This window comes from bacterium, from assembly GCA_026708055.1.
In the GTDB taxonomy this organism is placed as follows: Bacteria; Actinomycetota; Acidimicrobiia; order Acidimicrobiales; family CATQHL01; genus VXNF01.
This window is the reverse complement of sequence record JAPOVS010000022.1, coordinates 67,475-83,124: the sequence shown is the minus strand read 5'-3', so window position 1 is coordinate 83,124 and position 15,650 is coordinate 67,475. Positions and strand designations below refer to the sequence as shown.

2 protein-coding genes are annotated in these 15,650 nt (G+C 71.3%); one reads left to right on the top strand and one right to left on the bottom strand.

Annotated elements, in window-relative coordinates:
- Window positions 1-6 precede the first annotated feature (6 nt).
- Complete coding sequence (locus OXG55_03800) at window positions 7-15,057, top strand: fibronectin type III domain-containing protein (GenBank protein ID MCY4102378.1); 15,051 nt, start codon at window positions 7-9, stop codon at window positions 15,055-15,057.
- Here OXG55_03800 and OXG55_03795 read toward each other — a convergent pair.
- On the bottom strand, window positions 15,054-15,536 hold the full coding sequence (locus tag OXG55_03795) for a histidine phosphatase family protein (GenBank protein MCY4102377.1): 483 nt from the start codon (window positions 15,534-15,536) through the stop codon (window positions 15,054-15,056). The genes OXG55_03800 and OXG55_03795 overlap by 4 nt on opposite strands.
- Window positions 15,537-15,650: the final 114 nt, after the last annotated feature.

The following is a 15,650-nucleotide window of genomic DNA, read 5'->3' as shown; positions in this document are numbered from 1 at the left end:
GCCACCATGACCTTCACCAGCGGCACCTACGCCATTAACCAGGTCCTGACCGTCAACGCCGTGTCGGACACCGACGCCGCGGACGAGTCGGTGTCCATCACCATGGCGGTGACGGGCTACCCGGGCGTCACGGTCGGGCCGGAGATTGTGCTCGCGGTGGAGGACTCGAGCCCGGCGGTCATCGTCAAGCAGGGGACGCGCGATCTGTCCAAGGACAACCGCGGCGTGCAGCTCACCGAGGGCGCCGGCGGCGAGAACCTGACCGTCACCCTGCGCACCGACCCGGGCGGAACGGTCACCATCACGCCGACATCGGCCGACCCGGGCGCGGTGACCGTCTCCGCCGCCATCACGCTGGATGCAAGCAACTACATGACCGGGCGGACCATCACCGTCAGCCCGGCGAACGACGCCGACTCCGATGACGAGACGGTGGAGGTCACCTTCGCCGTCAGCGGCTACGGCACGGTCACCAGCGGGCCGCCGGTCACGGTCCTGGTGGACGACAACGGGCCGAAAGTGCTGGTCACGCCGACGGCGCTCAGGCTTGATGAGGGCGCCCTCGGCGGCTATTCCATCTCGCTCAACTCGGACCCCGGCGCCGGCTCCACCGTCACGGTCACGGCCACCCCCGAGGGCGCGGGGACGCCTGTGTCGACCACGTTCGACTCGGACACCTGGGACAGCCCGCGCTTCGTCTTCGTGATCAGCCCCCAGGACGACAACCAGGTGGACGAGACGTTCACCATCGCCAACAGCATCAGCGCCAGCACCAGCATCCACTATCCGACCACGATGACCGTGCCGAACGTGATCGTCACCTACCTCGACGACGACAAGGACGAGCTGGTGATCGCGCCGGCGACGCGGCAGATCACGCTCGTCGAGGGCGACGAGAACCACAACACGGGCTCCTACACCATCGCGCTGAACACGGACCCGGGCATGACTACGACCGTGGTCGTCACATCCGGGAATCCCGGTGCGGTGCACGTCGACTCCGGCGGGACGCCGGGCGCATCGGTGACGCTGACCTTCACCAGCGGGAGCGGCGGCAACTGGAGCACGCCGCAGACGGTGAACGTCACCGCCCGCGACGACGTGAACGGCCTGGATGAGGCCGTCATGGTCACCCACGCCGTCACCGGCTACGCCGCCGACCCGATGGGCTTCACCGTGCTGACCCGCGACGACGACGAGGTCGCTGAGCCCGGCCTGACGCTGACGCCGACGAGCCTGGAAGTGTTCGCCAACGCGGGCACCGCCACCTACACGGTGCAGTTGAACACGGTGCCGGCGGGCAGCGTGACGGTGAGTGTGACCTCCAGCGACACGACGCATGCGACGGTGAATCCGGCGACGCTGACGTTCGCGGCCTCCGGCGCCAACATCTGGAGCACGCCGCAGACGGTGACGGTGACCTCCGCGTCGGGGGCGGCGGCCGGCGATGAGGCGACTGTCACCCACAGCATCCAGACCACGAACGATACGACGGACTACCCGACGGGCACCGTGTCGGGCGCGGAGGTGGCGGTGGCGGTGGTGACCGACACCCGCCCCACGGTGACCGTCGCGCCGAGCGCGGCGTCGGTGGCGGAGGGTTCGCCGGCGGTCTTCACCGTGACCGCCAGCCCCGCGCCGGCCTCGGGCACGAACCTCACCGTGAGCCTGACCGTCTCGGAGGCGACCGGCGACTATGTGGCCGCGGGCAACGAGGGGGCCGGCAAGAGCGTGACCATCCCAGGCGGCTCGGCCAGCGCCAACTTCAGCGTGGCGACGGTCAACGACAGCAACGACGAGCCCGACGGCTCGGTGACCGTCACCCTGGGCGCCGGCGGCAACGTCTACAAGCTCGGCTCGACGACGTCCGCCAGCGTCACCGTCACCGACGGCGAGGCGACTTCGGTGACCCTCACGCGGGGCTCGGCCGCGGGCGTGGCCGAGGGCGCCGCGCACGACTACACCATCACGCTGGGGCGGCCCCTGGTGGCGCCCGAGGTCCTGCCGGTGACGCTGACCTTCAGCGGCACGGCCGCCCGGAACTCCGACTACACGCTGGCGTGCCCGTCGCCGCTGCCGACGGGTGTGGCCTGCGCCAACCTGAACACCGGCACCGCCACTGTCACCTTCACCGGCCCCACCGCCACTCCGACGACGGCGGCGACGCTGAGGCTGACCGCCGTACAGGAGACCAGCGGCGCCGGCCTGCGGGAGAGCATCGAGACGGTGGACGTCGGCCTGGGGACGCTGACCTCGACCTCGGGCACCGACCTCGGCGGCGGCGCCTCGGCTACCGACAGCGCCGGCTCGCTGAACATCACCAACGTGCTGCCGACGCAGACGGTCACCATGACGTCGAACAACCACTGGCCGCGAGAGGGCGCAACGGACGGGACGGAAGACGAGGACATCACCGTCACGCTCGGCTACGCGCTGAGCGGCTCGGAGACGATCACCGTGCCGCTGCGGGTGCGCGGCGCGACGGTGACCGACGACTACACCTTCGCGCTCCATCCAGCGACGCAGAACGGCGTGACGCTCAGCACGAGCAGCCCCTACTCGGCGCAGAACCCGGCGCTGGTGTTCTCGGCGCACTCCAGCAACCCGACGACGGCGACGCTGCGGCTCGTGGCCGTCGACAACACCGAACGCACGGAGCCGGCAATCCTCATCGACTTCCACGGCAGCGTGGTGAAGAGCAACTTTACGCCCACGGTGACCACATCAGGCGACGTCTTCATGATCATCGTCGACGACGAGACGGGCGATATAGAGGTGCCGCGTGATTGGCCGTTGAAGCCGTCGGGTGTGGCAGCCGCGGGTAAGTTCCGCCTGTTCTTCGTGACATCGCAGACCAGGGATGCCACGCCCACACAGATACGGCAGTACAACCTCTGGATCCAGCGACAGGTCGCCGCCACGGGCCACGCGTCGATCCAGCCCTACGCCGGGTTCATCACGGTGCTGGGCAGCACGGAGCTCGACGGGAACGCGCGAGAGAACACGGGCATGTGGGCAAGCAACGCCCACACGGACGGCTCCACCTCCACAAGCATGGACAGCGACGGCATCTCCATTTGGTGGCTGAACGGCGACAAGGTGGCCGACCACTACCACGACTTCTTCGACGGTTCCTGGGACGGCGGCACCGACCAGAGCTCACGCGCCCGCAACCAGGCAGGCGATGAGCGAGGCAACATATGGGTCTGGACCGGCAGCAACCCGGACGGCACGGCCTACGCGACTTCAACCCAGCGGCTCGGCCAGACCGCCCCGCGGGCCGGGCGGCTCTCGGCCGACCAGATCAGCAGCTCATCCCCGTCCAGAAGCAGTAGCTACGCCTTCTACGGCATGTCGCCGGTGTTCACGGTGGAGGGCGTGGAGGCGAGCCTGGCGGTCAGCGGCGGCGGGAACGTGACCGAGGGCTCGACTCTGACGGTGACGGTGAACCTGGGCGCCGCGGCGCCGAAGGCGTTGATGATCCCGGTGCGGATGCGCGCCGGCGGCAACCCGACGGCGTCGGCGGCGGACTTCACGCTCACCAAGGACGGCACCGCGGTGAGCGCCGTGAGCATCGCCAGCGGGGCGATGAGCGGCACCGTCACCCTCACTGCGGTGGCGGACCGCGTCGACGAGGACGAGAACATGGAGACGTTCGTCCTGGAGTTCGGGAGGCTGCCCGAGGGCGTGGTGGCGCACGCGACGCTCGCGACCTCCCAGACCATCACGATCACCGACGCCGACACAGCGGGCGTGACGGTGACGGAGTCGGGCGACCCGGCCAACACGCAGGTAGACGAGGACGGCACGCCCACGGCGACCGACACCTACACGGTGGTGCTGGACTCGAAGCCTTTGAGCAGCGTGACGATCCGGGTGTCGACGGGGACGACGACCGGCGCGAATCCCACGTCGGGCACGGTGGTGCGGGTGGACGGCCCCGACACGGCAACGGCGTACACGGCCACGGAGGACTTGGTGTTCACGGTGTCGAACTGGAACAGCCCGCAGACGGTGACGGTGCAGGGCGTGCAGGACAACATCGACAACCCCGGCGACAAGCGCAGCATCGACATCACCCACGCGGTACAGACTGGCGACACCAACGGCAAGTACACCACTGCCATGACCATCGACGAGGTGGAGGCAGAGGTGATCGACGACGACGCCGCGCCGACCGGCGTGACGCTGACCGTGGACGACGATTCGGTGGCCGAGGAGGGCGGGGCGCAGACCATCACCGTGACGGCCACAGTCGGCGGGACCACGCGTTTCGGCGTCGCGCAGACGGTGACGGTGCGGGTGCGGGGCAGCGGCACGGCGCACGCCGTGGACTTCTCGCCGGTGGCGGACTTCACGATCACCATCGCCGCGGGCGCCGACGACGGGGACCAGACGTTCACCCTCACGCCCGCCAACGACTCCGTGGACGAAATCAACGAGACGATCGACGTGACGGGCCACGCCATCACCCCGGCGACGGGCGTGACGTTCACCGACGAGACCATCACCCTCACCGACGACGACGCCGCGCCGACCGACGTGGCGTTGAGCACATCGCCCACGACGGTCTCCGAAGGCGTCGCGGGCGGCTCGCAGGTCGTCACGGTGACGGCGACGGTGCAGGGCACGACCACCTTCGGAACAGCGAAGACGGTCGCGGTGTCGGTGGCGGGCCACAACGCGGTGGGCCGCGTGGGGTTCACGCAGGTGAACAGCTTCAACGTGAACATCCCCGCGGGGTCGAGTACGGGGACGGCGATGTTCACGCTGTCGCCGCGGACCAACACCTGGGACGAGGCGTCGGGCGCGGCGGCGCTGACGGGCACGCTGGCGGGGGTGACCGTCGCCGGCGCGTCCGTGACCCTCACCGACGACGACGCCGCCCCGGCGGGCATCTCCTTCGGGGTGAGCCCGACGAGCATCACCGAGGACGGCGGCGCCCGGACGATCAATTTCACGCTGCAGGTGCAGACGGGGACGGGCGGCACGACCTACGGCAAGGACATCGCGGTGGCCGTCGCCGCGGCCGGCTCCGGCAGCGCCAACGTCGTGGACTTCACCGCGTCGAGCATCAGCCCGGTGACGATCACCAAGGGCTCCTCCGCGCAGTTCTCCGGCAGTTTCACGCTGACGCCCACCAACGACAGCAACGACGAGTACGACGAGACCGTCACGGTGTCCGCCACGGCCACCGACGTGCACGGCAACGCCATCGTGATGCCCGCTGTCGATGTCACGATCACCGACGACGAGCCGACGACGGTGACGATGACCGCGCCGACGGGGGCGGTGGCGGAGGACGGGGGCACCAAGGACATCACCTTGACGCTCAGCCGGGCGCTGACGGGCGCCGAGACCATCACCGTGCCCGTGGAGGTGGTGGGCGTGACGGTGGCCTCGGACTACACCCTGGGGTTGCACGGCACGAACACGAGCGTCACCGTCGACACCACGACGAGCCCGTTCAGCGCGCAGAACCCGGCGGTGAAGTTCCAGGCCGGGGCGTCGGCGGCGGTGCTGCGGTTCACGGCGCAGCCCGACAACGACCGCACCCAGCCGTTCGCGCTCGTCCGCTACGGCAGCGGCGCGGCGGCGGGCGGCGGCTTGGACTTCGGGTCGCCGGCGGGCGGGCCGGTCGGCTTCGTGGTGACCGACGACGAGACGGGCGACATCCTGTTCCCGTGGGACTCGCCGCTGCGCCCGACGGCCCTCAACATCCTCCCGGGCTACGAGTTCCGGCTGGTGTTCGCAACTTCGGGGGCGCGGGACGCCTCGTCCACGGACATCGCCGACTACGACTTCTTCATCCGCTCGGCGCTGGCGGAGGGACACGAGGACATCGTCCCGTACGCGGGGTTCTTCACGGTGGTGGGCAGCACCTCCGCGGTGGACGCCTCGGCGCACGCCGGCTTCAGCACGGGCGATACCAGCAAGGAGGTGTATTGGCTGGGCAACGCGGTGCATGCGGAGCGGCTGGGGTCCTATTTCGATTTCCGGGGCGAGTGGCTGAACCAGACGCCGTACGACGAGAGCGGGACGGCGGCGACGGTGAACGCAGCGGGCTACTTCACGGGCTCGACGAGCGCCGGCGCGAAGTCCGCCAACCCGTTGGGCGCCGCGACGGTGACGCTCGGCTACTTGGGTGACAGCGGCTCGGGCCGCGCGCCGCTCGGCAGCGGCTCGACGGCGGCGAACACGAACACGCGGCCCTTCTACGGCCTGTCGCCGGTGCTGAAGGCGGACCAGCGCCCCACGGTGTCGGTCGTCCCCAAGACCGGGGGAGAGTCGGTGGCGGAGGGCTCGCCCGCGGTGGTCACGGTCAGCATCTCCCCCGCGCCGACCGAGTCTGTCGGGGTCACGTTGTTCATAACCGACGAGTCCGGCAAGCCCTCATACACCTCGAGCGCCGACCGGGCGAACAAGGAGAACGCGGTGACCTTCACCAGCACGGTCACGTCCGCGGACTACTCGGTGCCCACGGTGAACGACAGCGTCGACGAGCCCGACGGCGGCGTGGAGGTGCGCGTGATCGGCGGGACGGGGTACGCCGCCGCCAGCTCGCCGAACGACTTGGCGACGGTGCGGGTGACCGACGGGGAGGTCACCTCGCTCTCGCTGACGGGGACGTCGGCCAACGTGACGGAGGGACTCGACAAGACGTTCACCATGTCGCTGGGGCGGCGGCTGGTCTCCGGCGAGACGGTGACGGTGCCGCTGACCTTCGCCGGCACGGCGACGCGCGGCACGGACTACACCTTCGAGTGCTCCGGCACCAGCGTGACCTGCCCGGACATCAACAGCACCGACGCAGGCAACAACCCGCGTGTGGTCTTCGCCAACGGCGCGCAGCACGCCACCATCACCATGGCGGCGGTGCTGGACGCCAACACCACCCCCGTCGAGCCGAACGAGACGGTGGACATCGGCATGGGGACGCCGACGACTGTGGGCATGGGCGGCGGCGTCGCCACCCCGACGGACAGCGCGCCGCAGTTCACCATCATGAACCGCTCCCAGATCACCCTGGTGTCCTTCGACCAGACCGCCGACACGGCGACGGAGGCGGCGGGGGCCGGGCGCACGGTGCAGGTGCGGGTCAACTACACGCCCGAAGCGCTGATCGGCCTGACCGTCCCCTTCACCGTGACGGGCACGGCCACAGAGGGCAGCGGCAAGGACTACACCCGCACCGGCGGCGCCAGCTTCACGCCGGCCGCGGGCGACAGCGACAGCACCCTCACGGTCACCGTCCTCGACGACGTCTTCGACGACGAGGCGGAGACCATCGTCATCACGCTGAGCGACGGCACCAACTGGGACCTCGGGGCGAACCCCTCCACGACGATCACCATCACCGACGACGACGCCCCGCCGGAGGTGACGCTGTCGGCGAGTCCGGCGACGGTGGCGGAGTTCGCCGGCGCCACGCAGGTCACGGTGACCGCGACGCTGCAGGGCACGACCCGCTTCGAGGCCGCTGTGACGCTGACGGTGAACATCGCCGGCTCCGGCGGCGCGAACGTCGTGGGCTTCACCGCGCCGGCGTCGGTGGCTCTGCCCATCGCCGCCGGCGCCGCCTCGGGCACGGCCACCTTCACCCTCACGCCCACCGACGACGAGGTGATCGAGAGCAACGAGGTCATCACGCTGTCGGCGACCGAGACGGGAGCGGTCATCAACAGCTCGACCATCGATCTGACCGACGACGACTCGGCCACCTCGCTTAGCCTCACGCTGTCCACGACGGCGGGCGAGGTGACCGAGGGCGGCGCGGGCGCGGCGGGCTACAAGGACGTGACCATCACCTTGGGCCGCGCCCTGACAGGCAGCGAGACGGTGACGGTGCCGCTGACCGTGACGGGCGTGACGGTCAGCACCGACTACACGTTCGCGCTGCAGCCCGCGACGCAGACGGGCGTGACGCTGCTGACCAGCGCGCCCCACAGCGCCCAGAACCCGGCAGTGCGCCTCGCCGCGGGGGCGACGAGCGCGGTGCTGCGCTTCACGCCGCAGGACAACGATGACCGGACGAACCCGGCGGCGGTCATCGCCTACGGCACGGGGACGCGGCTGCCCAGCGGCACGGGCGTCTCCCTGGGCACGCCGGCGGGGTCGCCTCTCATCTTCGCTGTCACCGACGACGAGACGGGCGCCCTCAACGTGGCGTCCAACTGGGCGCTGAAGCCGGCGGGGGTGGGCCCGGGCCAGCCGTTCCGCCTGCTGTACGTCCTGTGCCGCACCGACCGGGACGCCACCTCCACCGACATCAGGGCCTACAACACCTACGCGTGGCAGAGCCACTTGGCGCACGGGCACGACTCGCTGAACCCGTACGCGGGCCTGCTGCGCATAGTCGGCAGCACCGCCGCTGTGGACGCGCGCGTGAACACAGGCATGTGGAGCGGCGGCGCCTACACCGACGGCTCCACCGCGCAGAACAGCAGCGGCATCCTGATCTACTGGATGGGCGGCAACGACAGGATCGCGAACAACTACTTCGACTTCTACGACGGGCGGTGGGTCGGCGACACCGACGCCGGCCAGACGAACTTCGACCGCTGCCAGACCGGCAACGGACGGGGCGGCAACGCCTTCATCTGGACGGGCAGCAACGCCGACGGCACCGGCAACGACGGCCACGAACTGGGGACCTCCCAGGTGCAGTACGCGGCGCTGAGCCCCCTCAGCCGCCCCGGGCGCACCCCCCTCAGCCGCAGCGACCAGAAGAATGCCGCCACCTTGATGAGAAACTTCTACGTGCTGTCGCCGGTGTTCACCGCGGCGGCGGAGACGCAGTTCGCTCAGGCGGCGCAGAGCGTCGAGGAGGACGCGGGCACGGTCAACGTGACGGTGAACGTCTCCCCCGCGGCGGGAGGGGCCATCACCCTGAACTACACCCTCTCCGGCACGGCGACCCGCGGCACGGACTACGCCATAACCGGCGTCACTGGCGACAGCGCCACGGTGACCGTGCCGGTTGGCGCCACCAGCGTGAACATCCCCGTGGCCGTCACCGACGACAGCGACCGGGAGGGGGCCGAGACGGTGATCCTGACGCTGAACCCCGGCGACGGCTACACGCTGGGCGCTGTCGCCGCGCACACCCTCACCATCGCCGTCAACGACCAATCGACGGTGACCGCCAACGCCGACGGCTCCTACACCCTCGCCGGGGACAGCCCGCTGATCCCCAGCGCCTTGCGCGTCGCGGGCCAGAAGTTCCGCCTCATGTTCCGCACCACCAGCAGGTGGGCCGCCACCGCCACCGGCATCGCGACCTACGACGGCTACGTGCAGGGCGAGGTGGCGGGCGGCTCGCTCAACGCCATGCACCCCTACGCCAGCCTGTTCAAGGTCGTGGGCGCCACCAACGCCGTCGACGTCCGGACCCACCTCGACATGCGCGACGGCAGCAACTGGCGCCCGAACATCCCCATCTACTGGATGGACGCCTCAGGCGGCGGCGCCCTCATCGCCGACGACTACCAGGACTTCTGCACCCGGGACTCCACCCACAACACCAACCCCCGCGAGCGCTGGTGGAAGAACGACGACCTCGCCGACCAGCGCGACGAGGACGGCACCGGCCACGGCGACAACAACTTCCCGTTCACCGGCAGCAACAACGACTGCACCAAGCAGTCCACCAAGCACCTGGGCGGCTCGGGCCAAGTGGAGGTCGGCGGCCACGCGGACGCCCGGGTGTGGGGGCCGCTGAGCACCGCCGGGCAGACCCGCACCAACACCAACTCCCTCTTCGCCATGTCGCCGGTGTTCAAGGTGGGCGCCCAGGGCCTCCTCGTCGCCTCGTTCGCGCAGACCTCCCAGGGCGCGAACGAGGACGCGGGCACCGTCAACGTGACGGTGAACCTCAGCGAGGCGCAGGCGACGGCGGTCACCGTGAGCTACACCCTCTCCGGCACCGCTGTGCGGGGCACCGACTACAGCATCGCCGGGGTCACCAGCAGCAGCGGCACCATCGACGTGCCGGCGCAGGCCACCAGCGTGAACATCCCCGTGGCCATCACCGACGACAGCGCCGAGGAGGCCGCCGAGACGATCGTCCTGACGCTGACTGTGCCCGCCGACAACCGCTACGCGCTGGACACCGCCTCCTCCGTACACACCCTGACCATCGGGCCCAGCGACCAGCCGGGCGCGACGCCGGTGGCGTCCCTCGGCTCGGCGAGCCGCCGGACCGCCGAGGGCGCCGGGTCGGTGACGATGACGATGACGGTGTGGCCCGCGCCGGCGGTGCCGCTGCTCGTGGAGTACACGGTCACGGGCGACGCCCTCGCGCTGTACGGGACCCTCCCCGACGCCACGCCGGGGGCGGACCTGCCCGCCTCGGGCAGCGTCACCGTCCCGGTGGGCGCCAACCTGGTTCACTTCACGGTGCCGATCACCGACGACGACCACGCCGAGGGCGCCGAGGCGGCGCTCCTCACCCTCGTGGACCGCGCCGCCTACGACTTGGGCGAGACCCACGTGTCGCAGATCATCATCGACGACAACGACAAGAAGGGGTTCGTGTTCGACTCCGCGGCGGTGACAGTCGCCGAGGGCGCCGGCGCCGACTACACCGTGAAGCTGGCCACCGAGCCGACCGCGACGGTGACCGTTGCGATCAGCGGGGCGGGCCTGACGGCTGCGCCCGCGAGCCTCACCTTCACCGGCGGCACGAACGGCACCTGGGACACGCCGCAGACCGTCACGGTGACAGCCGCCGAGGACGACACCGACACCGCCGACGACGTGCTGGCGCTCACCCACACCCCCTCCGGCGGCGGCTACAGCGCGGCCGACAGCGGCGACCTCCGGGTGGCGGTGGCCGACAACGACGAACTGGCGGTGAGGGTCGTCGAGTCCGGCGGCGCGACGCGGGCCGCCGAGCCCAGCGGCACCGACACCTACACGCTCGCGCTGGGCAAGCAGCCCGCGCGGGCGGTGATGATCACCGTCAGGTCGACCGCGCCGGGAGCAGCGGAGGTGAGCACGGACGGCAGCCACTTCTCGTCGCTGTTGACCGTCACGTTCGGCCCCTCTACATGGAACCGGCCCCAGACCATCACGGTGCGGGCGGTCGACGACATCTTCGCCAACCCCGACGACCGCCGCGCCGCGGAGATCACCCACCGCGTCAGGACGCTCGACGCCGAGTTCCGGGGCCTCACTGCCGACGCGGTCACGGCGTACGTGACCGACGACGAGCCGGACCCGGTGCTCACCCTGCACGCGTCGACGGTCCGGGTGGGCGAAGGGGAGACCGCCACCCTGACGGCCAGGCTGGCCTCGGCGCTGCGGGGGACCGTCAGCGTCCCCCTCGACATCACCCGGTACTCGGCGGAGGCGGGCGACTTCAGCGTCCCCTCCAGCGTCCGCATCGGCGCCCGCACCCTGGAGGGCTCGGTCACGCTGCGGACCCGCCACGACAGCGACAGCGACCACGAGAGCTTCGACGTGGACATCGACGACGACCGCCTGCCCGCAGGCGTCGGCACAGCCCAGCCCTCCTTCGTCTCCATGCGCATCATCGACGACGAGTACGTCCCGCCGCCGGCCACCCTCAACTGCGACACCGCCGACGGCTACTGCGAGGCGGGCCCCCTGTCGGTCGGCGAGGGGAAGTGGCGGCAGCTCTACACCACGCTGACGCGGCGGCCGGCGCACTTCGTGACGGGGCATATAAGCGTCACGAGGGGCGCCGCCGACATCTCGGCGTCCAGTGTCGTCACCTTCGGACCGAACTTCTACCAGGACAGGAATTGGGCCGTGCACGGCCTCGAGGACGTCGCCACCCGGGCGCTGGACCCCGTCGAGGTCACGATCCGGTTCGAGTCGCGGGACCCGTTCTTCAACGGCAAGGAGACGACGCTGCGCTTCCAGGTCGTGGACAACGACGGGCGCACCAAGCTCAGCCTCGCGCCGGGCGCGGCGACCCTCACCGAGGCCGACAGCGGCACGGTGCGCCTCACGGTGACCGCCGACCGGCCCGTGCCGGTGGACGTGACCCCGGTCCTCTCGCTGCGCGCCGCCACCGTCGGCGGCGACTTCTCCGGGGCGGACGCCGACTGCGCGGGGTGCCTCAGCGCCGACGGCACCAAGATCACCTTCCCCACCATGCGCACCGGCGCCACGGTGAGCCAAGTCGTCCTGCACTCCAAGGACGACAACGTCGTCGAGCGCGACGTGCTGGTGCGCGGCCGCCTCGAGCTGCTCGACGCGCCCGGCGGCAGCCCCCTCGTCCCGCCGCCGATCGTCACCATCGACACCGCCAACCACGCCGTCGCGCTGACCCACACCGACGACGACCCGCTGACCGCCCGGGTACACCGGTACGACAGCGGCGACCACCTCTTCCTGAACCGCAAGACCGAGTTCCCCATCTCGGTACACCACCTGCGGACCGACCCGGCCCAGACCGTGCGCGAGGACTATCCGCCGGCGGAGCGGACCGCGGACGGAGCGGTGCGAGGCACCCTCATCCCGCTGCGGGCCGCGCTGAACCTCTACAGGGGCATCGTGCTGGAACTGCCCGAGGGCTTCCCCCTCACCGGGGACCGGATCACCCTCGGCGACGGCGTCGAGGCCGTCGACCTCCGCGCCGAGGTGCCGGCCGCCACCGCGAAGCCGCTGGTGGCCTACAGCCCCGTCGAGGAGGTGCCGGCCGACATCCTGCACCTCAACCCCGGCGCGCCCGCCGCCGACCGCATCAACATGCTGACCGTCTACGACATCACCGCCACCGGCTTCACCGTCGCCTGGAACGCCGCGGAGGGCGCCGACGGCTACGAGGTGCGCTGGCAGGCCGCCGGCCAGACCCAGCCGCAGACGGCCCGCGTGGCCGGCACGTCCCACACCGTCAGCGGCCTCACCGCCGCCACCGACCACCAGGTGCGGGTCATGGTGGTGAAGCGGGGCAGCGCCGTGGCGGCCAAGTCCAGCCAGACCGTCACCGTCACCACCGCCGACCCGCCGCCGCCGGGCACCCCGGAGGTCAGCGTCACCGCCGGGGCGGGCGTCACCGAAGGCGCCGCTGCTGTCTTCACCGTCACCGCTGCACCGGCGCCGTCGGCCCCGCTGGCGGTCTCGGTGACCGTCACCCAGCGCGGCGACTACGGAGTGTCAACGGGTTCCAAGACTGTGATGGTGCCCACGGGCGGCTCGGCGCAGTACAGCGTCGCCACCGCCGACGACAGCGCCGACGAGGCCGACGGCTCGGTGAGCGTGACAGTGAACGCGGGCACCGGCTACACCGTGTCCCCCTCCCGGGGCGCCGCCGCCGTCGCGGTCGCCGACGACGACGCCCCGCCGCCGCCGACCTGCACCACCGCCGACGCGGCGCTGCTCGCCGAGGTCGCAGCCAAGACCGCCGACCCGTGGAACGGGACGCGGCCCGACCTGGTGGACACGTTCACCCGCGCCCACAACACCATGCTGGGCGCCGACACCTACACGGTCGCGGCGCTCAAGGCCCGAGCGGACCGCCGGACGCCCAACTGGCAGGGCGACGGCCCCAACGCGCTCTGGCAGAAGATCTACGCCGAGCTGGACCGCCTCGAAGCCTGCCGCGCCGCGCCGCCCCCGCCCCCGCCGCCGCCTCCTCCCCCGCCTCCTCCCGCGGTGCCGGAGGTCAGCGTCACCGCCGGCGCGGGCGTCACCGAAGGCCAGAACGCGTCCTTCACCGTCACCGCCGCCCCGGCGCCTTCGTCGCCGCTGACCGTGAGCGTGACCGTCACCCAGAGCGGCGACTACGGCGCCCCGACGGGCACCAAGACCGTCACGGTCCCCGCCAGCGGCGCCAAGAGCTTCACCGTCGCCACCGCCGGCGACAGCACCGACGAGGCCGACGGCTCGGTCACCTTGACGGTGAACGCCGGCCAGGGCTACACCGTCTCGGCTGCCCGGGGCGCCGCGACCGTGACCGTCGCCGACGACGACGACCCGCCGCCGCCTCCCGCGGTGCCGGAGGTCAGCGTCACCGCCGGCGCGGGCGTCACCGAAGGCCAGAACGCGTCCTTCACCGTCACCGCCGCCCCGGCGCCGTCGGCCCCGCTGACCGTGAGCGTGACCGTCACCCAGAGCGGCGACTTCGGCGCCTCGACCGGGACCAGGACCGTCACGGTCCCCACCGGCGGCGCCAAGAGCTTCAGCGTCGCCACCGCCGGTGACAGCGCCGACGAGGCCGACGGCTCGGTGACGGTCACCGTCAACGCGGGCAGCGGCTACACCGTGTCCTCGTCCCACGGCGCCGCCACGGTCGACGTCGCCGACGACGACGCCACCGCGGTCACCCTCGCCGCTCCTGCCGGCGGCGCCATAGCCGAGGACGGCGGCGCCCGCGAGGTCACCGTGACCGCCGGCCGCGCCTTGGCCGCCGGCGAGTCCCTCACGGCGCCGCTGTCGGTGACCGGCGCCGCCGCGGGCAGCCACTACACGCTCGCCCTCAAGCAGGGCCAGGGCGTCAACGAGCACGTGACGCTGCTGACCGGGGCGCCCCACAGCGCCCAGGACCCGGCGGTGGCCCTCGCGGCGGGCGCGCGGGTGGCGACGCTGCTGCTGACGGCGCTGCCCAACGACGACACCGACGAGCGCACCGTGCGCGTCGCCTTCGGCGCCGGGCGGCGCGCCCCGACCGGAGCCGGCCTCTCCGGCGGCATCAGCGCCTCCGGCGGCCCCGTCGAGGTCGCCATTGCCAACGACGACGCCCCGCCGCCCCGGAACCTGCCCACCATTGCCATCGACGACGTCCGCGACGTCGAGGAGAGCTGGGTGCTGTCCTTCCGGGTGACGCTCAGCGAAGCGTCCACCGAGAGGGTGACCGTCGACTACGCCACCGTCGAAGGGACCGCTTACGGGTCGGTCGACTTCGGCGACGTCCGGGCCAGGACGCTCGTCTTGCCGCCCGGAACCACCCGCGCCACCATCCACATCGCCGTCCGCGACGACACCAGGCGCGAACGGGACGAGACCTTCCAGGTCGTTCTGTCCAACCCTGCCGGCGCCACCATCGCCCGAGGCACCGCCACCGGCACCATCATCAACGACGACTAGTGCAGGACGGCGTCGGGTTTGCGGGGCGTCTTGGCGTACTCGGCGGTCAGCAGGGACTCGCCGTCGCTGATGATCGTCCAGATCGAGCCCTTGGCGTTGCCGCGCTCGCCGTTGATGACCGTGCCCGTGATCCGCAGCAGCCGGATCACCTCGGGGATCACGTCGCCGTGGCTGCAGAGCACCGCGTCGGTGCTGGCCAACGCCGCCATGAGGGCGAACGTGCGGCGCCCGTCGGCACCCTCGGCCAGGACGGGCTGTGATTCCACTTCCACCCCCAGGCGGCGAGCCAGCGGCTCCACGGTCTGGACGCAGCGCGGGAAGGGGCTCGAGAGCACCCGGGTCACACCGGCGTCGCCGAGGCGGTCGGCGATGCGGACGGCCTGCCGCATGCCGTCCTCGCTGAGCCCGCGCAGATGATCATCGTGTGAGTACGGATCGCGCTTGCCGGCATCGGCGTGACGGATGAGGTAGAGGGTCACTCCGCGGGTCTCCCAGAGGCGCACACAGCGATGCGGGATTCTACGACCCCCACCCGCCCAACTGAAAGCACTTCTCCACCTATTCCGCCCCGCCCGGACGGCAGATCTCGAGGT

Coding starts and splice junctions, on each gene's coding strand:
- OXG55_03800 (MCY4102378.1), top strand. CDS start 7: ATGACCTTCACCAGCGGCACCTACGCCATTAACCAGGTCCTGACCGTC.